General features: G+C 62.2%; 24 protein-coding genes and 1 tRNA gene. All 25 read right to left on the reverse strand.

The annotated features are described in order from the left end of the window. Positions 1–38: 38 nt before the first annotated feature. The 25 genes from ASE22_RS24705 to ASE22_RS24820 all read right to left on the reverse strand — a co-directional run bounded on the left by ASE22_RS24705 (position 39) and on the right by ASE22_RS24820 (position 21,036). A tRNA-Val gene (locus tag ASE22_RS24705) sits at positions 39–114 on the reverse strand. A gap of 576 nt (positions 115–690) precedes the next feature. Then, positions 691–2,316 carry a hypothetical protein gene (locus ASE22_RS24710; protein WP_056366235.1) on the reverse strand — a complete coding sequence of 542 codons (1,626 nt, stop codon included), beginning with the start codon at positions 2,314–2,316 and terminating at the stop codon, positions 691–693. A gap of 86 nt (positions 2,317–2,402) precedes the next feature. Beyond that, a complete protein-coding gene (locus ASE22_RS24715) occupies positions 2,403–2,861 on the reverse strand; it encodes a hypothetical protein (RefSeq protein ID WP_056366242.1) in 459 nt (152 codons plus the stop codon). Then, entirely contained in the window at positions 2,858–3,100 is a 243-nt protein-coding gene (locus tag ASE22_RS24720) for a hypothetical protein (RefSeq protein WP_056366245.1), read from the reverse strand. Before ASE22_RS24720 ends, ASE22_RS24715 begins: the two co-directional genes overlap by 4 nt. Continuing rightward, the gene (locus ASE22_RS24725) at positions 3,100–3,552 is read right to left on the reverse strand and encodes a M15 family metallopeptidase (protein ID WP_056366248.1); all 453 of its coding nucleotides are present in this window, start codon (positions 3,550–3,552) and stop codon (positions 3,100–3,102) included. The genes ASE22_RS24720 and ASE22_RS24725 overlap by 1 nt, the downstream gene beginning before the upstream one ends. A 39-nt stretch (positions 3,553–3,591) precedes the next feature. Continuing rightward, a complete protein-coding gene (locus ASE22_RS24730) occupies positions 3,592–3,984 on the reverse strand; it encodes a hypothetical protein (protein WP_156397588.1) in 393 nt (130 codons plus the stop codon). Then, on the reverse strand, positions 3,981–4,358 hold the full coding sequence (locus ASE22_RS24735) for a hypothetical protein (RefSeq protein WP_156397585.1): 378 nt from the start codon (positions 4,356–4,358) through the stop codon (positions 3,981–3,983). The genes ASE22_RS24730 and ASE22_RS24735 overlap by 4 nt, the downstream gene beginning before the upstream one ends. Beyond that, on the reverse strand, positions 4,358–4,933 hold the full coding sequence (locus tag ASE22_RS24740) for a hypothetical protein (protein ID WP_056601311.1): 576 nt from the start codon (positions 4,931–4,933) through the stop codon (positions 4,358–4,360). The genes ASE22_RS24735 and ASE22_RS24740 overlap by 1 nt, the downstream gene beginning before the upstream one ends. Before the next feature lie 91 nt (positions 4,934–5,024). Continuing rightward, positions 5,025–7,061, reverse strand: coding sequence for a hypothetical protein (locus ASE22_RS24745; RefSeq protein WP_056366260.1), 2,037 nt, complete (start codon positions 7,059–7,061; stop codon positions 5,025–5,027). Positions 7,062–7,063: 2 nt separating this feature from the next. After that, on the reverse strand, positions 7,064–7,774 hold the full coding sequence (locus tag ASE22_RS24750) for a hypothetical protein (RefSeq protein WP_156397583.1): 711 nt from the start codon (positions 7,772–7,774) through the stop codon (positions 7,064–7,066). Beyond that, positions 7,771–8,454: a hypothetical protein gene (locus tag ASE22_RS24755; RefSeq protein ID WP_056601308.1), complete on the reverse strand. Its 684-nt coding sequence runs from the start codon at positions 8,452–8,454 to the stop codon at positions 7,771–7,773. Before ASE22_RS24755 ends, ASE22_RS24750 begins: the two co-directional genes overlap by 4 nt. Further along, positions 8,454–9,632, reverse strand: coding sequence for a tail fiber domain-containing protein (locus ASE22_RS24760; RefSeq protein ID WP_162248296.1), 1,179 nt, complete (start codon positions 9,630–9,632; stop codon positions 8,454–8,456). Before ASE22_RS24760 ends, ASE22_RS24755 begins: the two co-directional genes overlap by 1 nt. Positions 9,633–9,753: 121 nt before the next feature. Beyond that, positions 9,754–10,113, reverse strand: coding sequence for a hypothetical protein (locus ASE22_RS24765; protein WP_056366268.1), 360 nt, complete (start codon positions 10,111–10,113; stop codon positions 9,754–9,756). Next, positions 10,110–10,343 (reverse strand): hypothetical protein, encoded by a 234-nt coding sequence (locus tag ASE22_RS24770; protein ID WP_056366272.1) that lies wholly within the window; start codon positions 10,341–10,343, stop codon positions 10,110–10,112. Before ASE22_RS24770 ends, ASE22_RS24765 begins: the two co-directional genes overlap by 4 nt. Beyond that, positions 10,340–11,761, reverse strand: coding sequence for a hypothetical protein (locus tag ASE22_RS24775; protein ID WP_056366275.1), 1,422 nt, complete (start codon positions 11,759–11,761; stop codon positions 10,340–10,342). The genes ASE22_RS24770 and ASE22_RS24775 overlap by 4 nt, the downstream gene beginning before the upstream one ends. Positions 11,762–11,763: 2 nt before the next feature. Beyond that, positions 11,764–12,495: a phage adaptor protein gene (locus ASE22_RS24780; protein ID WP_056366278.1), complete on the reverse strand. Its 732-nt coding sequence runs from the start codon at positions 12,493–12,495 to the stop codon at positions 11,764–11,766. Between the two features lie 54 nt (positions 12,496–12,549). Beyond that, entirely contained in the window at positions 12,550–13,812 is a 1,263-nt protein-coding gene (locus tag ASE22_RS24785; protein ID WP_056366279.1) for a P22 phage major capsid protein family protein, read from the reverse strand. A 55-nt stretch (positions 13,813–13,867) separates the two neighbouring features. Then, positions 13,868–14,752 carry a hypothetical protein gene (locus ASE22_RS24790; RefSeq protein WP_056366282.1) on the reverse strand — a complete coding sequence of 295 codons (885 nt, stop codon included), beginning with the start codon at positions 14,750–14,752 and terminating at the stop codon, positions 13,868–13,870. A gap of 30 nt (positions 14,753–14,782) precedes the next feature. Then, positions 14,783–16,900 (reverse strand): portal protein, encoded by a 2,118-nt coding sequence (locus tag ASE22_RS24795; RefSeq protein ID WP_056366284.1) that lies wholly within the window; start codon positions 16,898–16,900, stop codon positions 14,783–14,785. Then, positions 16,900–17,640, reverse strand: a complete 741-nt coding sequence (locus tag ASE22_RS27385) for a phage terminase large subunit family protein (protein WP_056550327.1) — start codon at positions 17,638–17,640, stop codon at positions 16,900–16,902. The genes ASE22_RS24795 and ASE22_RS27385 overlap by 1 nt, the downstream gene beginning before the upstream one ends. After that, complete coding sequence (locus ASE22_RS27390; protein ID WP_268797189.1) at positions 17,637–18,170, reverse strand: terminase large subunit domain-containing protein; 534 nt, start codon at positions 18,168–18,170, stop codon at positions 17,637–17,639. The genes ASE22_RS27385 and ASE22_RS27390 overlap by 4 nt, the downstream gene beginning before the upstream one ends. 49 nt (positions 18,171–18,219) lie before the next feature. Then, positions 18,220–18,609, reverse strand: coding sequence for a hypothetical protein (locus tag ASE22_RS27810; protein ID WP_082545854.1), 390 nt, complete (start codon positions 18,607–18,609; stop codon positions 18,220–18,222). Beyond that, positions 18,609–18,914, reverse strand: a complete 306-nt coding sequence (locus ASE22_RS24810) for a hypothetical protein (protein ID WP_056366291.1) — start codon at positions 18,912–18,914, stop codon at positions 18,609–18,611. The genes ASE22_RS27810 and ASE22_RS24810 overlap by 1 nt, the downstream gene beginning before the upstream one ends. Positions 18,915–18,997: 83 nt before the next feature. Next, positions 18,998–19,684, reverse strand: a complete 687-nt coding sequence (locus ASE22_RS24815; RefSeq protein WP_156397574.1) for a hypothetical protein — start codon at positions 19,682–19,684, stop codon at positions 18,998–19,000. Positions 19,685–20,634: 950 nt separating this feature from the next. Continuing rightward, positions 20,635–21,036, reverse strand: coding sequence for a hypothetical protein (locus ASE22_RS24820; RefSeq protein WP_056601305.1), 402 nt, complete (start codon positions 21,034–21,036; stop codon positions 20,635–20,637). Between the last annotated feature and the right edge of the window lie 11 nt (positions 21,037–21,047).

Here is a 21,047-nt window from a genome sequence, read left to right on the forward strand (position 1 = left end):
GGCACGCATGCCCGCCGCCATCGGCTCTCTCTAGAAAATGGTGGGCGATGACGGGCTCGAACCGCCGACATCTTCGGTGTAAACGAAGCGCTCTACCAACTGAGCTAATCGCCCTCTAAGCGCGCCGGATTACAGCCTTTCCGACATATCGCAAGAGAGAAGCGCAGCGACCCTAGCCCGTCGACCGGCTTTGCAGACGAGTTCATCCGCAGGCTGCTTGTGTCATCGCCGCGTCGATGACGCGATGATACTGCCAAAGTTCTACAAGGGTTTCTTGTTCTATCCGGCATTATAGGTCGAGTATTGGTCTGAAAAACAACCGCCGAAACCAGCTTATAGAGCCGGTCAGATTATAAATCCATATCGTTCAGATTAGCTAGGCAAATAGCTACTTAAGGAAAATTACGGACGCTAACTGGAATGTGGCATTTTTCGATCGGAGTGGTAAACGACCGCATGGTTAAGCGACACGTTTCCCGATACGAGCGTCACAGACAACGAAAGCGTGCTCGTGCGATTGCAATTTTTACAATCTCAGCCGCGTTAATTTCAATTGTCATAATCACAATCTCACTTAGGCCTTAGAAGCAAGGTGCCTTTGAGAAATTCAATCGAAATTGACTCAAAAAATATTGATCATCTTTATTAACATTGAGGAATACATCACCCTTTCGGTTTTTCTACGGCTTATCACCATCCCGGAGAGCTGAGAACCGCCCCCGCGCGGTTGACGATCGTCGTGTTATGACTGATCGAATGCGTGATGCCGGCGCCCGTCAGTGCGGACTCGATCTCCGGCCCGGAGCGATCGCCCATGCTGAACGTGCAGCCGGCGCCGACGGTCAGGCTCTCGGGGTAATTCGTGCCGGCCGCCTGATCCATGAGCTTGGCGACTGACCCATTGATCAAGACGATATTGATCTTATGGTATATCTGTCCTGCCGTTCGCGGAAGATAGAACATCCGATCAGCCGGGGAGATATCCTGCACATTGTCGAGCGTCAGCGTCGGGGCGCTGTGTGAGGCGTCGGCCGTGCGAAAGCCGAGATTGTAGACCGTGCTGAATGGGATCGGCACCAGCAGGTTCTCGATCGTCATGTCCTTCAACGTCAGCGACGGTGCCGTGCCGACGAAATTGACCAGCGTCGTGGCATTCGAGACCGGGTTAGCGCTGAAGGTGATCGAGCCCCCACCGGTGAAGCTCCACGCGCTGTCGACGACGAAGCCCTGGTCGACGTTCGTCCATGCGAGCGGCGCGGTGCATTGGATCCCGTCGATGATCATCGGCAGCCGGGTCGCTGACGGCGTGTCGACCTGAATGCCGGCCGTCACGTTGTCGATCACGAACGGGGCCCCGCTGATGTCCCACCGCTTGTAGATGCCCGTCGTCGTTCCCGAGCTATGGGCGTAGAGCCCCTGGTTGGCGTTCGACAGGTTGAGGCCGTCGGCGGTCAGGACGGTCGTCGCCAGAGCCGTATCGGTGAACCGGTTTATCGCCGCACCCGCCGATCGGTTCCGCGAGTAGCCGGTGTAGCCCGGCCGGGCTGCGCCCGACGAATAATGGTCGATCAGGTTGCAGGGGCCTACGTAGCCGTGACAGCCGAAGTCCTCGAATGAGCAATGCTCGAATTTCGGCACAGTGCCGCTATAGGCCACTAGACCGAGGCTATCCTTGCCCCACGCACCCTTGAATGTGATCCCGACGTGATGGCCGCCCTGGAGCGTGGCAACGGCCGAATAGCTGGTGATCAGGAGAGTAGCGCCGTTCGGGTCCGAACTGTCCGGCATCTGAACGTAGAGATCATAGCCCGTCGCCGCGGTATCGCCGCGTGGGTCCTGGGCAGTCGATCCGCTGCGGTTGATCGCGAAGGATCCAGGATCGGCCTCGACGGCAGCAATGTTTGCAGCGATATCCGCGCCGCCGACATGCCAGACGAGGAAGGCCTCATCCAGCCACACCCCGAAATAGGTCGAATTGGCGGTCGTGCCACCGGCGACTATCGCAGCCGGCAGCGTGACGGTCGTCTTCCAGACATTCCCGCTGTCGAGCGTCCACGTCTTGCCCGATAGGTTCTGGCGCGCGTCGAAGATGGGATTGGAGGCGCCTGCATCATAGGCGATGAAGCTGCGGTTGGCGCGGCTCGTGGCGGCACCGCGTAGGTGGCGCTGCCCCTTTTTCAGCGCCAGCTTCTTGCCGCTCGCGCTGTTCGTGTATCCATATTCGATCGTTGCCCACGCCGTTGCCGGCGCTGCGCCATTATTGGCATCGCTACCGGCTATGGCGTCGATGAAATAATCATATAGGGCTGCGGTCATGCCACCTGCCGGAAGGCCGCAGCCCAGTCCAAGGCGAAGCTCGGGGTTCATCAGTCGCGCGAAAAGGCGGCTATTCGGGTCGGGGATCATCGCTCCACCTTCTGTTGTTGCTCGTACCAGTCTTTCGCGTTGCCGAGGCGTACGGCTATCGCGGTGCACTTTCTGAGGTCGTCATCCAGGACGGATAGTCGATCGGCGCCGTCAGGCTGGCTGGAGCGGTCGGAAGCGCCGGGCATGACCGCTCCCCCGATATCGCCACTCGGTGTGCGCAGGCGGGCAAGATAAGCAGCGAGACGGCTATTAGCGCTCGCGAGATCCGCAGAATATTTGGCATTGGATTGCTCCGTGACGGTGTTCTGGGCTCGCTCCGTGGCGAGCGTCTTGGTAAGGTCGGCGATCGTCGCCTGCTGTTGGGCATCCTTGACCTCGCCCATCACTTCCCGGCGCTCGTCAGCGCGCTCCGACGCGACATAGAGCTTGAAGCCGACGATGAGGCCGACCAGCAGCGCGACTTGGCCGGCAATCTTGAGCCAGAGCGGGATCATCCTTCGCCTCCCGCACGCGCCTTCGCTTTCGACACGCCGGTATCCTTGGCCGCGACGCCGAAGCCGCCGGCAAGGAGGATCGATCCCAGCCCGGTCCCGAACTCAATTGCGCTGAAGGGCTGCTTGATACACCAGATGGCGAGCCCCTGATAACCGATCATAGCCAGCACGCCGATCGCCCACAGAACGCGGCCCAGTTCGGGCGTATCGTTGAGGCCGAAGAAGATGTGGCGCATCATCAGCGCAGCTCGAAGTGCGGATTGTCGGTCTCGCCCTTCTCGCGGATCAGCGCGTCGCCATCCCAGTTCGCGCCCCACCGGATCGGGATGCCTAGCTCGTTCCCGGCCTGAAGCACCGCGTCCGCCAGCTTCTTGAAATTGTCGTCGACCTCGGGCGTCGACTTGTCATCCTCCAGCTTCCAGTCATGGGGCGCCGGCAAGAGGTCGACCGCACGACCGAGCCCCGTCTTTGGATCGGGCAGATGACGCGAATTGAGCGTCCACGTCACGATCTTGCCGGGCTTCGTCCGACCCTGCGCATAGAGCGCTTTCTGCTCGGCGAGCGTCCGGACGCCGCAGATGACCTTGAAGTCGATCGGCGAGATCTGAATGGCGCGCTCGATGACGCGGATCAGGCGAGGGTCGACGCCGGCCAACTTGGCGCGCGATCCCGGCCCCAGGACATAAGCCATGAGGAAATTCCTTCATTGTCGAGAAATTGAGGCGGTAGCCTACCGTTGGCTGTTGGTGTCGATCTCGCCCAGCATGCCCAGCATGTCGGCGGGCGTGTCGATCGAGACAGGAAAGGCCGCGCCAAGAAGATCCCGCGCCTGTTGCAGCGATGAGGAATAGGGCGCAACGCGCTGCAACTCGGGAACGACCAAGCGGATCACGATGTCATTCCGCACGCTGATCGCGCGAAGCTCAGCCGTTTCCTTCTGGCAGGTCTCGTGCCCTTTCTCGACGGCCTCCAAGCGCACCGACAGGCGGCCGATCAGATCGTTCGCCTGGTCGCCGGCATCCTTCTTGCGTGCAACCATCGCGGGGATTGCCCAGCCCAGGGTGGCGCTGATGATCGTGTTGCCGCCCATCAAGGGGAGTAGCCAGTCAGGCAGGGCGCTCATGACGTCCTCGTCAGCGTGACGGAGAATACTGCCGAGCCCGGATCATATGGCCCCCGCACCACATTCACCTGATATGTATTGGTGACTTGCTCGCCGACGAGAAGCCCGCTCCAGCGAAAATAAAAGATGCAACTTTGGCTGGCCGATGCGTCGGAATCATATTGAACGATCTTCGATCCGCCACTCAAAGCCTCCAGGCTGAAAGAGGCAAGGGTCACGCCACTAGGCGGATTGGTGATCACCACGTTGACCGGGATACCGGTCCCACTGGGCGCGGTGACGTTCGCGGTATAGCTGCTCGCCGAGACCGTGAGGGCATTCGACGACCCGGATGATTGGCCGAGTGGCGCGATAGCGACCAATATGCCGCTCATCAGGAAGCGCCCGCCCCGGAGATGATCCATTCGTCGGTGGCGACCTTGGTCAAGGTTGCGAATCCGCGCTGGGCAAGCGTGCGAGCTCCCGTCGTCGCCGACCCGGCAAGCCGAAGAGTGACGCCCACGGCAACCGAAATCGCCTGGCTGGACCCGCTATTATTGTAGATGGCCACGACATCGCCAACGCTGAAAGCAACCGAGCTATTGGCGGGGACGATGATGCCGCCCGTCGTGATCGAGATCATCGTGCCGACATCGGTAAGCGCCAAGGTCTGTTGGCTGGTCGCCGCGCGCAGCGGAATGCCGCGGTAGCCGACCTTGCGGTTGGTGCCGGTCGCGTCCTTGATCGTCGAGGCGTTGCCCATTTCGGCGATCGCGCCCGTCATCGTGCCGCCGGCAAGCGGGAGATAGGCGGCGAAGGTCGCGACCAGATACGTCTTGAGCTGCGCCATCATCTCGCGGAAGCCGTTGTTGATCCCGGCCGCCGGGCAGCCTTCGGCGATGTTGATACCCCCGATATCCGTATTGTTCGCGGCAGTCGTATCCCAGTCTGTCACGCTGGATTTTGGCATGGTGGTTTCCTATGCGATCGGAAAATGGTAGATGGGCAGGATGCGCCTAATCCAGCGGCTTTCCCGTGCTTTTCAGGCCTTCAAGGGCGACTTACCGGTCGTTCCCGCCGAGCATGTAGCCGCCCGCGATCCCGCTTGCGGCGGCGGGCTCGCGGCCACGCTTGAGCGCCTTGTACCGGTCGAACCGAGCCTTCTTGTTGAAGGCCTCCATGGCCCGGAGCCGCGCGGCAAGCACTACTGGGTCGGTTTCCGAAAGCCCGCTCGCGAGCTGAGAGCGTACCACCTCGCCGGATTTGCCCGCTCCATAGCGCATGGCATCTCGGACGGTCTCGACGGCATTGCCGACCATACCCCGCCCAGTGAGAGCGCGGGCGGCCATATTCGCCATGATCCCGCCGGGGCCATCGATGGTCGCGTCATCCGCAAGATTACTCGCGGTCGGTGATCCCATTGCGACCCGACCGTGCGTCAGGGCTGCCGAGCCTTCGTCCGCGAGCATCGCCATGAACCGATCGAAGTTTGCCTCACCGCCGAAAAGCTGAGACAGCACGGCGCGCTTCTTGGGGGTGCCCACCAGCGCGCGGATCTTGTTCGCGTCGTCCGGGCGCCCCTCGAGCATTTTCGAGAGGGCCGAGCGCACACCCAAGCGGTATTGATCCAGTTCGGCCGGCGACATGTCGCGGGTTTCGGCCCACACAGTCTCGGCATCCCGGTTGCCTATCTTGGCCCCTTTCGCGAGCGCCGACGACATTTTGGCAGGCCCCGCATAGGCAGCAAGAGCCGTCCCATACGTCGGGTTGACCCTAGTCAACTCCTTGATGAATTCGCGCTGCGTTGCATTGATGGCCCGGCCGGCCTCATCCAGCTTCAGCCGGCCCGTCACTGGATCCCGGCCCGCCTCGATCACGTCGTCGAGCCCTCGCTTCACATAATCCCAGGTCTGCGCTGAATTGTGCGGCTCAAGCGCGACATTGCCCTCGGCATCCAGCGAAAAGCCCATCCTCTTGGGATCGCGCCCCTCTTCGGCCGCGATACCATAGGCGCGCTTCAAGGCATTGCGCATGGATGGCCTCTGCGCGAGCTCCGTCAGCTTCTCGGTCAGCGGCACGGGCTGGGCATATGCCTGGTCGTACAGCGGGCCGGCTCGCTCGCGGGCGCCCTTGATCAGAGCCTCGGATGCCTCTCGCACATTCGCGACCGGCCCCAAATCACGCTGGATGGCGCCCTGAACGCGATCGAGCTGCCCCTCCTGTCGGCCTACGACAGAATCCCTCATGATGGTTCGGGACGCGCCCGGCTTGCGGGACAGCGCCGAAGCCAGGCCGCGCATTTCGTCGCCGGTGTCCATCAGGCCAAGCGGAACGCCGCGGCCACGCGCGTCGTCCAGCACCTTGCCGGCCTGTTTCGGGGTCATTCCCTGCGCAGCAAGCGCCTTCTGGATCACCTTGCGCACCGCGGGCTGCGGATCGGGCACGTTCTGGAGCCCTTCGTCGACCGCCCCCTCCACTAGGTTGCGCGACTTGCCCGCCCTTTCACTCAGCAGCCGGGCGACGGCATTCTTCGCCTCCGCTCCCTTGCCGATCGCCCACGGCACGACCTTGGCGGCAATCGGGCCGGTCGCGGCACCGAACAGCGTCGATGCGCCAATCTGACCGGCCTGGTCGGCGAGGTCTCCGCGCGCATTACCGACGCCGGCACCCGCGCCATAGGCGGCGCCAACACCGGCAGCCTGACGCATGGCACCGCCACCGATCTTCGCGGCGAGCATTTCGGGAAGTTTCGCGCCGCCGGCCATCAGGTTCAGGGGCAGCGTGGCCCAGTCAAAGCCGGGATGCGCGGCTTTGTAGGCAGCCTTCTGCCGATCCACCTCATTCTGTGATTCGGTGTAGCGCGGCGCATGGAAATCACCCTTGGCGGCATCGATACCGCTGCGGATGACCGAATCAGCGCCAGCCATCACGCGGTCGGAGATGCCCAGCGACAACTTCGACGTCGCGAGATCGCCGGCATCATATCTGATCGGGTTGTTCGACTGCTTCTTGGCAAGCTTCGCCTGCAACTGTGCCTTGGTCGTGCCAGGCGGCACGTTGCGGATGATGGTGCCGTCTGGCATCCGGACATCGACCATGATCAGTCGTCCAATTCGTTGAAGTCGATGACCTTCGGAGCTTGCGCCCCGCCCTTGGCAGGCGCCGCGCCACGCTTCCATGGCGGCTGAAGCAGGCGCGCGACATTAGGGCTTTTCATGGCGCGCGCGAGATCTTCGGCATAGCTATGCCCGTTCTTGTCGACGCCGTTCAGGCCGCCATTCTTGGCCGCCCAGCGTTGCTTGAAAGCATTCTCGAAATAGGTGCGGGATGCGTCCGAAAACTCCTGCCCGATCAACTCCTTGTTGTTGTCGAAGCGGAATTTCGGATTGGCCTGGGTGGTCTTCAGAAAGGCGATATCGGAGTTGCTGACCGGAGCGAGAAGGCGCGCCTTCGAAAGCGCCGCCTTGTTCGCGTAGGCATTGAACAGGTCGCTATCCTGCGCCGCGGATGCTTCCGATCCTACCGCGAGCCGAGCTTTGTCATAGGCCGCCTGAGGGATGCCGCCGGGGTAGCGCTGCGCCACGCGGTACATGTTCCCGAGCGCCGGGAAGATGTTGCGCCCGCCTTCGTTGTTGGCGCGCGCCTGCTTGAGCTCCATATTCTCCTGGCCGGACATGCCGGACTTGCCCGTCCCGACAGAGAATGACGCGCCGCTCGCGTTCACCCACTGGCCATCCCTGTACACGACCTTTTGGCCGGTCCGAGGATTGGTGGCGGTCTGGCCTTCCTTATAATCTGCCATGTCGATCAATCCAGAATGAAGCCGGCGGGGGGCTTGGGGGCGGCTCTACCGGTCCCCGCGGCCTTACCCGGCACGGTCTGCTTCAGCGTGGTTTTCCGGCCGAACACTTCCGGCGAATAGCCATAGCCGGGCATGGACATCATGATCGCCTGCCGACCCTCGGGGCTGTTCGGATCGATGCCCGCGGCACGGAGGCGCGCGATGACCGTGTCCTCCTTGGGCCCGGTGCCCGGCACCAGCGGATTGACGCCGCCGCTCTTGCTGAACGAGAAGAACCCGTCATCGCCGTTGCCGAAGATGTTGACGTCGGCATCGCGCGCCGCCTGCCTGCGGTCTTCCGCCTGGTTGTCGAGATCGCCGCGCAGCCGCAGCATGGCCTCTTCGTGCTGCCGATCGCGAGCCTGATTATACGGGTTGGTGCCACCGAACTGCTGTGCCAGCGCACCGAGCCCCTCCCCGAGTGCGTCCTTCCAGCCGCCACCCTTGGCGAAGAACCCTGGCTTTTGCGGACGCTCGCCCGCGTAGGGATCTTCCGGAACGGAAGTGTCCACCATGCCACCGCCCATCCGGTTCGGGTCCATGGGCATGCCGGGTAGTCCGCCGCCGATCCCGCCGCCGGGCGTAAGGCTGAACTCGCCCAATATATCCATCGGGCTGCGGCCTTTGCGTCCCTGTCCGAAAATAGCCATCAAAGCGCTCCATAATCGACGGTAGCGAACTCGCCGTGAATCTTGGGCCCGAGCGCCCACGGTCGCAGTTGTGCGACCTCATCGGCCATGACGCCGTGCTGGCGCCCATCACCGAGCGCGGGGTGGATATAATCGTACTCGTAGACGCCAAGCCCGTCATCCAACTGGCCGACCTTGGCGATGTTCTTCTTGAGGCGGCGATCCGAGGCCATTAGCGCCGCGCTGCCAGCTTGGGCGCCTGCGCCAAGCAATTGCTGCCCGATGTTCCCGCTCGTCGTCGTGGTGCCGTAGCCGTTCGATGCCTGCCGGATCTGACCATTGAGCGCGGCGGTCCCGACATAGGGAATATCGGCTGCCGTGTTGAGCAGCGACAGGGCCGGCGATACACCGGCGAACTCTGCATTCCGAAGATCGCCGGTCAGGCCGAGCGCGGTCAACATTTGCTGGACCTGCGACTGCTGCGCCGCATCGCCCGCCTTCGCCGCGTCGAGCGCGCGGTCCTGACCCTGACTGAACTGCCCGCCAAGCGCCTGCGCCGCGGCAAGCTGCCTTCCCTGATCAGCGTTGAAGTCCGACGACAGGAGTCCGGTCGACGCATCCATTCGGCCGCGTTCGCCGCTCCACGCCGCATCCGACTGGCCGCCAGCTTGGAGCCGGCGGTTCTCCGCATCGTTGTAATTCTGATAGCGCAGATTGTTCTCGCTATCGGCGAGGTTCTTGGACAGCACGTCGCCGAATGCCGTGGACAGCCCTGCGCCCATTCCCGAGGCGGCGAAGCGCTGGTTGGCGGCCTTCGTCACGCTGTCCTGCGACTGCTTCACCATCGCGTCGAGATATGGGTTTGCCGTCGAATAGGACGGGTCCATCATTGACTCGTACATCGAAGCGGACGGCTGCGCGTTGAGATATTTCCCGCCGGCTACCCCGGTAGCGAATCCCGTGGCCGGATTGCTGCCGCTGGTTCCGTTGGCGATGCCGGTCAGCAGCCCGGTCGACGGATCTGCCGCCGATGCGTTCGGGGCCTGCATCCGCGCATAGGTCGACGCGCCTGGGTTGAGCCCTACCCCTCCGCCGCTTCCCAATGCCTGCGCGCTGTTCTGCGCGCTCTGGACGAATGGTGACGACTGGAACGCCTCGGGCGCGATGCTGTTGAAGGCATCATAGGCCTGCTTCGACATATCCTGAAGACGAGGCTGGTTCTCGTCATAGGTCGCCGACGTCTGCTCCATACCCTTGATGATATAGGGCTGGGCAGGCCCCCAGGGCGTGTTCTTCGACTTGCTGCTGGAGAGGCCCATATTATAATTCCTTGCGAACGGCGGCTTGGTGGAGCCGATAACCATTTGGGGCGAGAGCCTTGACCCAGCCCGGCCGGCTTTCCACAAGCGCGGCGACACAGCCCATGGAGGAGCCCCACGCTTCAACTTGGGGGCGGAGCGTTTCGATCAGTTCGTTCAGATCGCCGGCCGCCACAAGGAAATGCACATCCCGCGCTCCGGTCGGGTAGATCTTGATTTCAGCGACCAGTGCTGCGTTTTCCGAGCACCAAAACCGCGCCCTCCCGCTCCACACCTGACCAGCCAGCCAATCAGGCGAGTAATAGCGCCGGTCCATCACTTCGGCGAAAGACGGGAGCCATTGCAGGAAGTCATGCATCATGCCGCCGTCCCCGTGGCGTCCTTCCACTCGGCATCTTCACTGTTCCACCAAATCGGCTGTTTCAGCGTCCGATCGTAGAACACCTGCCCATCGGTCGGGCCCTGCGGTCGTTCGGTGGTCGCGCCCGTGCCGAGTGCGAAGCGGGTCAGTCGGTTGATGGCGTCGCGCGCCTTCCGGTTCCATTCCTTCTGGTCGCGCTCGCTTTCCTTGACCAGCGGCGGCAGGCTCATGCCCGGCCTCCCGGCATCGCTTCAATGTCATAGCCCTGCACGTAGGACCATGCCTCGCCCGCGGCGATTGCCAGCTTGACCTGGCTGAGATTGGCCGACTGCCGCATCCGGTAGAAGCCACCATTGGTCCGATCGGTATAATCCGTGCTCGCCACGTCGTCGGACAGGCTGTCCGATAGCGAAAGCGTCACTGTGGCGTTCTCCATGTCCCCCAACGGGCGGACGCTGTTGATCCTGGCCCTACGCCCCGGAACAAGCTCCTTGCGCGCGTCGACCAGCGTGGCGGCCATGGGAGTGCCCGACAGCCCGCCAAGCATGCCAGTGCCGTCGACCATCAGCATCACCGGATAGCCACCGCGGAAAGCCGCGCTATCGAGCGACACGGGGATCAAATCGAGGTTGCCGTAAATGGCGTCGAGATCCTCCAGCGTCGCGCCGGCCGCCAGTGCCGAGAACATCCGCTGCTGACCGATCTTTGCCGTCGTCCAGCGCTGCAACCCGTAATGATAGAGGAATACGAGGCTGGTCGGATTCGCGCTCGGGACAGCCACGATGTAGAGCGAGCGGGTCGGGTCGACGACGGCCGACATATTCTCCAGATAGGTGCGGTCCAGCATCGCCAGAAACTCGCGGTCGACCTTTTCGGAGCCGATCGCCTCGACGGTGATCCCGTCGCAGGCCATCAACCCCTTTGCCGAAAGGAAAAACGTGATCTTGCCGTATGTCGCGAGTGACCAGGGGGCGATGCAGCCGACGTCCGTCGCGATCTCGTCGAACTGCCAGATCGTGTCGTCGGCGGTATAGGTCATCCGGAGAATGCGGTTTTCCTGAAAGATCAGGCCATACTCACCGCCCACCACGCCGGTTATGTCGCCGCCGCTGGGCATCTGGTACAGCCCGGCCTCCAGCGTGCCCGGTGTCCATTCGGACGGGTCGCCATTGTCCGACCATGCGACCCGCAGCGGATCGTCATCGGCATACCCCGCGACGACGAAACCCCGCACCACGGCCATGAAGCGCGCAGTCGGCGCGGAGGAGTCGAGGTCCCCGAAGGACGACGGAGAGGCCGGGTCGAACTTCTGGATAGGGTCGGTCCCGTTGGTCGCCAGCATGAACGAGGCATAGGGGCAGAATCGCACGCCGACCGCTGCCGATGAGGTCATGCCGGTTTTCACGTCGGTATAGCCCGAACTTGTGTAGCGCCTGATCTTCGCGGCAGTCGCTGCGAACACGAAGTTTTCGGAATTGGTGCGATAGGCAGCCGCTCCGAGACATGTCGCACCTAGCGCGCCGTTCGCTGCTTCCGAGAATTGCGGGATGGGCGCGTAGCCATTGGCAATCGGGCACACCCCGTCCGCCGACAAGAGTCCGTCCTGAAGATGGGGGGGCTGATCCGGCTTATATTCGCCGAATATCATCCTCACAGGGTGCCCCCGATGAAGCTCGCATAATCATCCACTCCGCGCCTACCGAAGCAGGCGAGGTCGGTTCGGAGCGTTGTCCTGCTGACCGGCTCCGGATAACGCGCGACCATCCCGTCGACGGCATTGACGAACAGCGTCGCCAGGTTGGCCATGCGGCTGTCGTTCCACCCGAGCAGCTCGGCTTGTGCCAGCGCGCCATAGAGATAGACATTCGGGTGCTGGGATAGCAGCCAGTTGGTCGACGTGGCTTCACCAAGCGCCGGCAGCGTTTCGTACCGGGTGAACTCGGCCGTGAAGGAAGTATCGAGCGGAGCAGGGTAGAAACGAAGCTGACCCTGGACGATCGTGTAATACCGCGGCGGGTCGCCTGCGATGAAGGCTGAAACGCTCGATCGCTCGGACTCTACCCCGTATTTCATCGCCACCAGCGATTCCGGCGAGGCGTAGAGAACCTCCCACGGCCGATCGAGGCTGGTTATCTCGATCGAAATTGGAAGAATGATGTCTGTGCTAACTGACGGGAAATCGACATATTCCGCATCGATCGTCAGCGTGTCGCGAACCGCCATAGGCCGAACAGCCCGCCCCCTGTCGATGGCGTCGGCGAGGCGAGCGTTGATCTCGGCTTCGGTGAGGGACACCAGCGTTCCCTCCTGGCCGGCCAGGTCGGCGCCGTCGAGCCACACCGCGAGCGACGCGACCAGCTCAAAATAAGTGCTGAGTGCCATCAGAATACTCGCGAAAGGGTGGCCCCGACCGATGCCGGGGCCAGTGGGGAGGTGTTACGCAGTACCGCTGATGCGGGTTGCCAGTCGGGGATCGATCGCCTTGAGTCCGTAAAGGACATCGAGGCGGAAGGTGCTTACGTCGGTCGACCCGTTGTAGAACGGGATCATGCGAACGCTGGTGCCCTTGTAGCTCTCGCGAGCCACATCGACCGCGCCGGGCGGCGAGACCATCGGCACGATCGCCAGCGCGAAGGCGTTCTTGTGGAACACCACGTTCTGGGAGTAGGTCGCGCCTGCCGTACCCTTGAAGTTGATCGGCAGGTTGTTCAGGTCGGTCGCGCCGACCACCGAGACGTTCTGGAAGGCGCCGTCCCAGATCGCCGCCGGATACATGATCACGTCGCCCTCGTTCGAGGCCATCGTGGCATCCGACACGACCGTGAACTCCTTGAGCCAGGGCAACCGCGCCTTGGTCACAGGGTTGACGGCATAGACGCCCGTGCCGCCCGGGGTGCCGATCGTGAAGACCTCGCCGGCCTTGACGGTATCGGTAGCGCCGGTGAAGGTATCCATGTGGACAGTCTGGATCATCGTGTCCTTGACCGCCGCATATGCGATAGTGGCAGACGTGATCGAGAGATCCATAAGGATCGAGCCGGTGCGCGAGCCCATCGTGATCGACTGGACATTTTGCGACATCTTCGTGCTGACGCCGCCGATCTTGCCGAGATCGCCTTCGCGATAAGCGCTATTCGCGGCGCCCTGGATGAAGAGCCCGGTCTGCGTGCCGAGAAGGCCCCACTGATCGGCCGGCGACAGGAACGCCGTCCGACCATCGCTCATCACCGCCTGTTCGTCGAGTCGCTGGGGCGCCAGCGCGAAATCGGCGAACGAGTTGATGACCTGGCCCGGCGTGCCAACCCAATTGGGAACCTTGCTGGCGAGCGACAGCACGTCGCCGTCGATCTTATTCGCGAGCTGCACCATCGCGGGCTTGATCACCCGCTCGGACAGATCCTTTATGTTCAGCGTCAGTTCCTGCGACGTGAATGAGAAATCGACCCCCTTCTGCTGGTCGACGGTGAGCGAAACCTTGCCTTCGACGACATCCTGAGCCGAGGCGTTCGCGCCGCTGCGGACGGTAAAGTCGGTGGGGCGCTTGATGGACACCGTTGCACCGGCCTGGAAGCCGTTCTTGGCGTCGCCATATTCGCTTTCGAGGCCGCGATGGACGGCCTTGGCCGCGCCCAGCTCGTTGTCGAGGATCATCAGCGCCTCTTTGGCGATGACGTCGATCGTAAGGACGGTATTGGACATGGGAAAATTCCATCTATGGGATCATGGCGTCTCTCGACGCTGGATCATGTTGGGTTCAGTCCCCCTGCTTCGCGCGCCATGCCCGGTATTCATCCATGGACATGGCGGACGGATCGGAGGTTCCGGAGCCTGCGCCTGCGCCGACCTCATTGGCCGGCTTGGCGCTGGAGTTGGCCGCCGCCTTCGCTGCGGCACGGTTGCGTTCGACGAATTGATCCCACCGATGAGCCTTATCCAGAATCTTGAATTCGGCAGCGCCTGCCTGCGAAGCGAACTCCGCCGGTATTCCTTGGCTGACTGCGAATTGCTCAAGCGTCTGGCGCCTTTCGGGCGACCAATCCTTGATTTCCTTAGCCGCTCTGGCTTCTTCCGCCTCGCGCGCCTTGGCAGCTTCCTGCTGGGCACGAGACTGCTTGAGCGTCATGTGTTCGGTGATTTGGGCGTTAAGCGTCGCCTGCTCCCGAAGGAGTTCGTCGCGCACACCCTTTGCATGCTGCACTTGTGGCTCGCTATGGTCGAGGGCCGACCAGTCGACACCATTGAACTCGGCAAGCTGAGTGCTCAGATTGTCGAGCTTGGCGAACGCCCGAATCTCCGCTGCGGATAGCTGCTGAGCCTGCTGGACGGCCTGTTGCTGAGCCTCCAGTGCGCGCCGCTGCTCCGCGAGAAGTTGCGTCTTCACCGTATAGTCCGAATTACGCATAACCGCGTCTTTCAGGACCTTGGGCACCTTGTATTTGGCGCCCTCATATTCGACCTCGTCAAGATCGTCCTCGACCGGGAGAAGGTCAGAGAAATCCGGCCCGTCCTGTCGATTGTCGCTTGATTCAGCCGTTCCCTCGGCGGGGGCTGTGACTTCCGTGTTGGCAACCGCGACTTCCTGCGTATCCGCAGGGCTGGTCGCTTCGCCGACCGGATTGGTCGCCGTTTCGGTATCCATCAAAGGGTTCCATCTATGGGAGGAAGCGCATCACTGCGCGAAGGGCGCCGGCTCCGGTTGGCCCATGCCCTGCGGCATTGGCTCCATTGGCGGCATCATCCCATTGCCCGGAACAGGCATGGGCATTCCTTGCGGCTCTTCGCCGCCGGGAACCAGGTTCGCGGTCTCAGCCACGTCTTGCAGCGTCTCGATGATCATCTGCTGGACCATCTCGGGCGTCATCGTGCCGGCCAGAGCGGTCATGCGCTCTGTGACGGCCTTGTACGCCTCGACGTCGGCTTTCTTGCTGTCGGCCTCCGCTTTCTCGCGGTTGCCCTCGGCCTTGCGCTGCGCCTCCTGCAAAGCCTGCTGGAGTTGGCCGATAGCCTGCTGTGCCTGCTGCTGGATCTGTTGGATCTGCTGCTGCGCGGCCTGCGCTTCGGGGTTCTCGCCCTGCTCGGCCTGGCGCACTTGTGGCGGCAGCATGGCCTGCAATCGCTTGACCGCCTTGTCGCCGCCCGGAATGTCCATGTTCTCGACGATGAGGTCGCCAAGGATGGCAGCGCTGTCCGGATTGGCGCGGACCAGTTCGGTCAGCATATCCGCCGCCTCCTCGCGCTGCGAGGTGTAGGACGGGCCGGCCTTCACGGTCAGGTCGTATTTGCCGAGCGTCAGGTTGTAGATGCCGGCCTCGGGGTCGGGCTGCCCTTCCTTGTCGGTGATCTGCACCTCTTCCGGCTTGCCGTCCTGACCCAGCACCCGGATCATCCGCTCGGTATTGTAGACCTTCGGAATCAGGTCGATCAGCACCTTGCCGGTGTGGCGGATCGCGCGGCTGAGATTGTCGATGAAGTGGAAGGTGGAAACATCGCCCTCGCGCTGCCGGGCCATGATCGCGCGCCCGCTCGTCTCGTTCGATCGCGCCCCGAGCGAGGCGTCATAGAGGCCCATCACGGCCTTCATGTCGTCCGACGCGTTCATCGCCTCCTGCAATTCGCCTGCCGGTACCCCGGTGAAGGGCTGGCGCTGCGGAGGCGAACCACCGGCAACGGGATCATATTCGAGGAACGAGTGCGTCGCGTTGTTCGCGGTTGCCCAGCGCGGATCGGATGCGAACGAACCCTTGACGCCGACCCAGGGGGCCTTGGGCGCCAGCGCCACCAGTTCGGTCGCCATCGTCCGCCAGTAATTGAACATCTGCTGCGGGTCGCGCGCGTCGCGGATCAGCGAGCGGAAATGCCGCTTGCCCTCGACATTCACCTCTTCGCCATAGACCGGGATGATCGGGATATATTTTCCGACCCATTCGATCTCGCCCAGGATGTCGACCGCGCTTAGCGTGTACTGCTTGACCTTGTAGGACTTGACGGTCCGGGGCTGGCCGATGATCTCGATCGAGCCGAACTGCTGCTGGAGCCGCTCGAGCTCGTCGTCGTAAGCCGTGCCGACGCCACCCATTCCCTCATGGGTGAACTGGACCATTTCGCGGCTGACCTCGGACCGCTTCCAATATTCGGCGACCCGGACAGTCTTGCCCTCGCTGTCGCACCAGCCATTGGCGTTGGTCCACGCCGACGACGAGAAATCCACCTTGGCGGCCTTGGTATATTTCCGCTGGTAGAGCGCCTCAGGGATCTGGTCGATGATGAAGGCCGTCATCCAGTCCGAACTATCCGCGCACTGGCTATAGGGGTCGCCATAGACCGCGAATGGGTTCGGGACCGGCTTGATCAGGATGTCTTTGTCGAACGTGTCGTCGCAGGCATAGTCGAGGTTGATGCGGATATAGCCGAAGCCCATCGTCGCCGAACTATCGACCGCGGTATCATAGGCCACGTCGGCGTTCGAAATGACCTCGATATTGCGGATGAGGCCGCTCATCACGTCCGCTGTCTTGACGTCGCCACCCTCGACGGGGTGAACCGAGATCGCCGGCTTGTTCTGCCGGCTATCGTTGACGACCTGGCGGATGAAGGCCGGCATCTTGTTGATGGTGTGGCAGGGGCGCCCTTCCGCCTCGCGCTGCTTGCGAACCTTTGCCGGCCACTGCCATTCGCCACCGAGACGCGCGAACCGGAGATCGTCGAGCGCATCGCGACGGTTATCGGATTCCCGGCTTTCGGCTTCGGCGAAGGCGTCGAGCGCTTCCTTGAGGATGTCGTCAGCCATCAGCCCATCCAGCTCCCGGAACCGCGATTGTAGAGCGTCTCTTGCTTCTTCGGCGGCGTGGTGGCGAAGCGCTTCATCATCATGGCGTAGCGCGACGATGACAGCCGATCGTCGTTCAGTTTCACGATCTGGCCGTCCTTGCGGTGATAGAGGCGGAACTCGCCGAACCAATCCTCGAGATGGTCGAACACCTTCCAGCGGCCAGTCAGCATTCGGTCGAGCATCTCATTGATCCCGGCCTCGACACCGTTGCCGCCGTCATCATGCGTCGCCTTCTCGTGCAGCATCGCGAGCCCTTGGGCCCGGTACTGCTGCGCCAGCGCCTCGCCGGATCCCTTGTCGTGCTGCAGCCCGTCATGCGGCCATGCCCATGGCAGCCAGTCGCCCCACGGCTTCAGTGCCGCCGCGTGGATGACCGGCGTTGCCTCGCGCTGCCCGTAGGAGGCGGTGACGTAGATGCAGTCCGTGTCCTTGTCCCACGCCAGGCGGGTTGCCGCGGTGGGATGGTCCCAACCGAAGTCGAGCCCACCAATCTGCGACCAGCTATTCGGGATCTCGAAGGCTTTGACCTTGAGGATGTCCTCATCGACCGGAAAGACCCGGCCCGAACCCAGGACAGGGATGCCCTGCGCCCTGGCCTTGCGTTCGTGCGCCGGATAGCTCGCGATGATCGCCGCGCGCTGTTCGGGCGTGTAGTGCTCGGCATCGTCGATCGTCATACGGGTGACGTGCCGGCTCATTTCATGTCCTTCAGGTCGCTGTCCGAGAGGAACATCTGCACCACATCCGACATGCCCTTGAGCGGGGTGAACGTCAGCATCACAAGCCCGCCTGTCGCGTTGGTGCGGGTCAATCCCTCCGTGTAGATGTCGAGCGGCGGCTCTTCATCGAACCACACCCCGTTCAGCGTATCGCCCTGCCACTTGCCGCGGCCCTGTTCGTAGGCCTTGAATAGCAAGGTGGACGACCCACCAGCCACATGCTTCACGACCACGCTGTCCAGCGCGTTCGCAACGCCCATGGCCCGCGACGTGTCGATGATGTCGGCACCGGGGATAGCGCCCGTACCCCATTCCTCTTCCTTCTCAGGCTCGCCGACGAGAAGCTTCTGAATCGTGTCGCGTGTCGAGACGCGGGTTTCGCCGGCTGCCCAATAGCGGCCTGGCTGGTCGAACCTGCGACCGGTCCACCATTCCGGATATTTGCCGGTCAGGTGCATGGCCCATTCGAACGAGCCGGCTATCGTCTTGCCGAGCTGATTGCCCGCCATGAACAGACGCTCGCGGTGAACCGCGCCAGCTTCGTGGAACTCCCGCTGCTTATTGTACGGTCGGTACGCCTGGAGCCGGTTGCGCCTCCGTCTCCGCTCCAATTCCCGCGATAACATCAAGGCCTGCTGCTGCAAGCTGCGCAATGACACGGGAGAGCTGTCCGGCGACCTGATCGTCTGTGAGTTCATCCAGCTCGCTCACCTTGATGTTGAGTTCCTTGGGCAGGATCGAGGCGACGACCTTGAGATAATCCTGCGGACGCTGGACTCGGACCGTCTCGATCGTCTCCGGGCCATGGGCTTCCCAGCTCGCCAACAGATCCTCGAAAAATACCCCGACGATCTTCTGCCGCGCGCCCTTGGGTCGACCACCGCCGACGTTGCCGGGGACGAAGCGGCCCTTCTCGTCCTGCTCTGGTTTGGGCCGATCGTCGCTCATCACGCCGTCCTGAGACTGAACTTCCAGCCCGATCGCGGGGTCAGCCACATACGCTCGCCGGCTCCGACATAGTTGCTGTTGGCAACGGCGGCGACCGATCCGGCTTGGCTGTACTCGTAGCGGAATGCCTCCGTACCGATCAGCGAGAGCGCAGTCTGGCCATCAGGCGTGGCGCCGGACAGTGCTGGCGTCGCACTGATGCTGACACTCTGCGCCTCTGCGGCAGTACCGTCCTGGCCAGGCTCGGCCGCCACGGGTAGACCGCCAGTCGCGGCACGGGCGAAGTAGCTGATCTCTACGGTCATGGCAGATCCTCGACTTAATGCAAAAACGAAAACGCCCCGCTTGAGGGCGGGGCGTTCAACGCGCGCAATACTGAAAGACGGCCCTAGTTTTTGACTCGCGGTCCCGGCACCTTGTCATCGCCGTAAACGACGACGATCGAGTAGCCCTGGGTGAATTTGTTCGTCTTCGACTTCTCTGCGCCACCGCTGACGTAGACGACACCTAGCGTACCGGAGAAAACATCCTCGCTCGTGAAACCGAAAGAACCTTCATAGGTAGCGGTCTTGATGTTCAGCGCTTGCTCCCCCTGGATGCCACTCAGCGCGTCCCCGAGATCGATCGGCCCGAGCAGGCTGTCCTTATTGAGCTTTGCCGATTTAGCCGCTTTTTCAGCTTCTTTAACGCCTCTAACCATAATCGCCGGCTTCCCACCGGCCTGGCTACAATAACTATCGAGCTTCGACAGGGTCAGGAGGTTGACCGAGAAGGCAATCGTTACACCCTGCGTTTCCGAAACCGTGTCGGTGTCGGCGAACGATGCTTCAGTGCTGACGATGGGAACCGAGAAGCCGCCTTCAAGCTTGGTCGAGCTATCGCGACCTATCGAAAACGTAACTTCCCCGCTCATACCGATGGGTTGCCACTTGCTCTCCTTGGGCAACGACTTCATTGCAGCGTAGGCATCGCACTTGATACGATTGAATACGCTTGAAATGCTGGCATACCCAGTAACAGCAGCTTCAGCGCTCGTGGCAGACACCGCGCCTAGAAGAGCGGCAGAGAAAAACATCCGAGCTCGCATCGTTGCCCCCTTGCAAATGATCCCCCGATCAGATCGGAACGATAACGATTGGTCAAAATGTCGCCAATGCGAAGTTCAACCATTTCCGAGCATTTGCAGGACAACAAAAAGCCCGGCAGCCTTTCGGCCCCGGGCGCATCTTCAGCGATTGGTGATATCTGCCACTACGGTGCGCACAGGTCAAGCGCGATAAGCTTCGCTTGCACTTTGGAATGATTGGTTCGTTTCGGACCGAGATTAATCTGGACTCGCGTGACCAATAGGCAGAGCTTCACTCCAACAAGAGGGGGCTCTTATGAAATTGCTGTTGATCTTCGCTGCGGTGGCCGGACTATCGCCTGCTCAACCTGTCGAAGCGCCTCGCAGCGTGCCGGTTGCGCCCATGTCCCGGCCTGCGGGATGCGAAGGGAAGACATTTGCGACCGCCGAAGAAGCCCAGCAGTCGGGATGCTGCTCCTGGCATCAGGGCGTGTGCGGTTGCGCGAATGGTCGGAAGACCTGTTGCGATGGGACGGCTTCGCCGAGTTGCACCTGCTAGGCCGGGCCTGATCCTGATAGAGAGATCGAGGCATATCGCATCCGGTATGGTGGGACGCTTACTTGGGTTTGCCACCGGCCTCCCCCGCCGCGTCGACCCATTCACCTGGGGGCAGTCCGCCGGGGAATCTGGCAGACGGTCCCTGTGCTAAGCAGTGGTAGCGATAGTTTACGATAAAGCAGTTTTGTACGGTGCCGAGGCGGGTATCGAGTATGGCCACGCTCGCTGGATTAACCCCTTGGATCATTTGATATCGGCCAGGCGGGTTGTCCGATAAGCTCTTGGCGTCGGCGCGATCCAAAGCTTGCTGGCCGACCGTGGGTGTGTCGTTACACCCAGCCAGTAGCGCCAGCGGTATTAAAGCGATCCTGCAAACCATAACCCCCCCGCTCCGTAGGCGCTAATCGAGGTATTTAAGAACGACCATTTCAGTGAATTGCTTCTTGGCGGCGACCGCCATGTTGCCCGTGAAGATATATCCATTCTGGTCCTGGCGCTGACCTGCAATGATCACCGCATCGCCGCCCGCCTCTTTCACGATTTGCGCGATTCGCTTGGAGCCCACTGCGTCCCCATGGAAAGCCCCCGTCCCGCGACGATCCATCAGCCTGCCGATGACCTTCGATCTTTTTGTGGGCGTTCCTGATGTCCAGAAATCCACCCCGTCTTTGGTGACGCGCGTCCCGCCGCCGGCCTCGATGATCTGCTCCTTGCCCTCGTAGGCGGTGAATGTTTGTTTCGCCAAGATCGGCGAGGCTGGCGAAGCCGTGACCAAAATCGCCAACACAGCCTTGCGAAACATATCGCCCCTCC

The sequence above is a fragment of the Sphingomonas sp. Root720 genome, assembly GCF_001428605.1.
Lineage (GTDB): Bacteria > Pseudomonadota > Alphaproteobacteria > Sphingomonadales > Sphingomonadaceae > Rhizorhabdus.

Excerpts from the sequence above, each read along its gene's own strand:
- ASE22_RS24765 (WP_056366268.1), bottom strand. The coding sequence starts at position 10,113 with ATGATGCATGACTTCCTGCAATGGCTCCCGTCTTTCGCCGAAGTGATG.
- ASE22_RS24770 (WP_056366272.1), bottom strand. The coding sequence starts at position 10,343 with ATGAGCCTGCCGCCGCTGGTCAAGGAAAGCGAGCGCGACCAGAAGGAA.
- ASE22_RS27390 (WP_268797189.1), bottom strand. The coding sequence starts at position 18,170 with ATGGCGGGCAATCAGCTCGGCAAGACGATAGCCGGCTCGTTCGAATGG.
- ASE22_RS27810 (WP_082545854.1), bottom strand. The coding sequence starts at position 18,609 with ATGAGCGACGATCGGCCCAAACCAGAGCAGGACGAGAAGGGCCGCTTC.
- ASE22_RS27385 (WP_056550327.1), bottom strand. The coding sequence starts at position 17,640 with ATGAGCCGGCACGTCACCCGTATGACGATCGACGATGCCGAGCACTAC.
- ASE22_RS24795 (WP_056366284.1), bottom strand. The coding sequence starts at position 16,900 with ATGGCTGACGACATCCTCAAGGAAGCGCTCGACGCCTTCGCCGAAGCC.
- ASE22_RS24775 (WP_056366275.1), bottom strand. The coding sequence starts at position 11,761 with ATGATATTCGGCGAATATAAGCCGGATCAGCCCCCCCATCTTCAGGAC.
- ASE22_RS24730 (WP_156397588.1), bottom strand. The coding sequence starts at position 3,984 with ATGAGCGCCCTGCCTGACTGGCTACTCCCCTTGATGGGCGGCAACACG.
- ASE22_RS24740 (WP_056601311.1), bottom strand. The coding sequence starts at position 4,933 with ATGCCAAAATCCAGCGTGACAGACTGGGATACGACTGCCGCGAACAAT.
- ASE22_RS24790 (WP_056366282.1), bottom strand. The coding sequence starts at position 14,752 with ATGGATACCGAAACGGCGACCAATCCGGTCGGCGAAGCGACCAGCCCT.
- ASE22_RS24815 (WP_156397574.1), bottom strand. The coding sequence starts at position 19,684 with ATGTTTTTCTCTGCCGCTCTTCTAGGCGCGGTGTCTGCCACGAGCGCT.
- ASE22_RS24735 (WP_156397585.1), bottom strand. The coding sequence starts at position 4,358 with ATGAGCGGCATATTGGTCGCTATCGCGCCACTCGGCCAATCATCCGGG.
- ASE22_RS24785 (WP_056366279.1), bottom strand. The coding sequence starts at position 13,812 with ATGTCCAATACCGTCCTTACGATCGACGTCATCGCCAAAGAGGCGCTG.
- ASE22_RS24725 (WP_056366248.1), bottom strand. The coding sequence starts at position 3,552 with ATGGCTTATGTCCTGGGGCCGGGATCGCGCGCCAAGTTGGCCGGCGTC.
- ASE22_RS24760 (WP_162248296.1), bottom strand. The coding sequence starts at position 9,632 with ATGTCGAAGCAGGCCTATGATGCCTTCAACAGCATCGCGCCCGAGGCG.
- ASE22_RS24710 (WP_056366235.1), bottom strand. The coding sequence starts at position 2,316 with ATGACCGCAGCCCTATATGATTATTTCATCGACGCCATAGCCGGTAGC.
- ASE22_RS24720 (WP_056366245.1), bottom strand. The coding sequence starts at position 3,100 with ATGATGCGCCACATCTTCTTCGGCCTCAACGATACGCCCGAACTGGGC.
- ASE22_RS24820 (WP_056601305.1), bottom strand. The coding sequence starts at position 21,036 with ATGTTTCGCAAGGCTGTGTTGGCGATTTTGGTCACGGCTTCGCCAGCC.
- ASE22_RS24745 (WP_056366260.1), bottom strand. The coding sequence starts at position 7,061 with ATGGTCGATGTCCGGATGCCAGACGGCACCATCATCCGCAACGTGCCG.
- ASE22_RS24715 (WP_056366242.1), bottom strand. The coding sequence starts at position 2,861 with ATGATCCCGCTCTGGCTCAAGATTGCCGGCCAAGTCGCGCTGCTGGTC.
- ASE22_RS24810 (WP_056366291.1), bottom strand. The coding sequence starts at position 18,914 with ATGACCGTAGAGATCAGCTACTTCGCCCGTGCCGCGACTGGCGGTCTA.
- ASE22_RS24780 (WP_056366278.1), bottom strand. The coding sequence starts at position 12,495 with ATGGCACTCAGCACTTATTTTGAGCTGGTCGCGTCGCTCGCGGTGTGG.
- ASE22_RS24755 (WP_056601308.1), bottom strand. The coding sequence starts at position 8,454 with ATGGCTATTTTCGGACAGGGACGCAAAGGCCGCAGCCCGATGGATATA.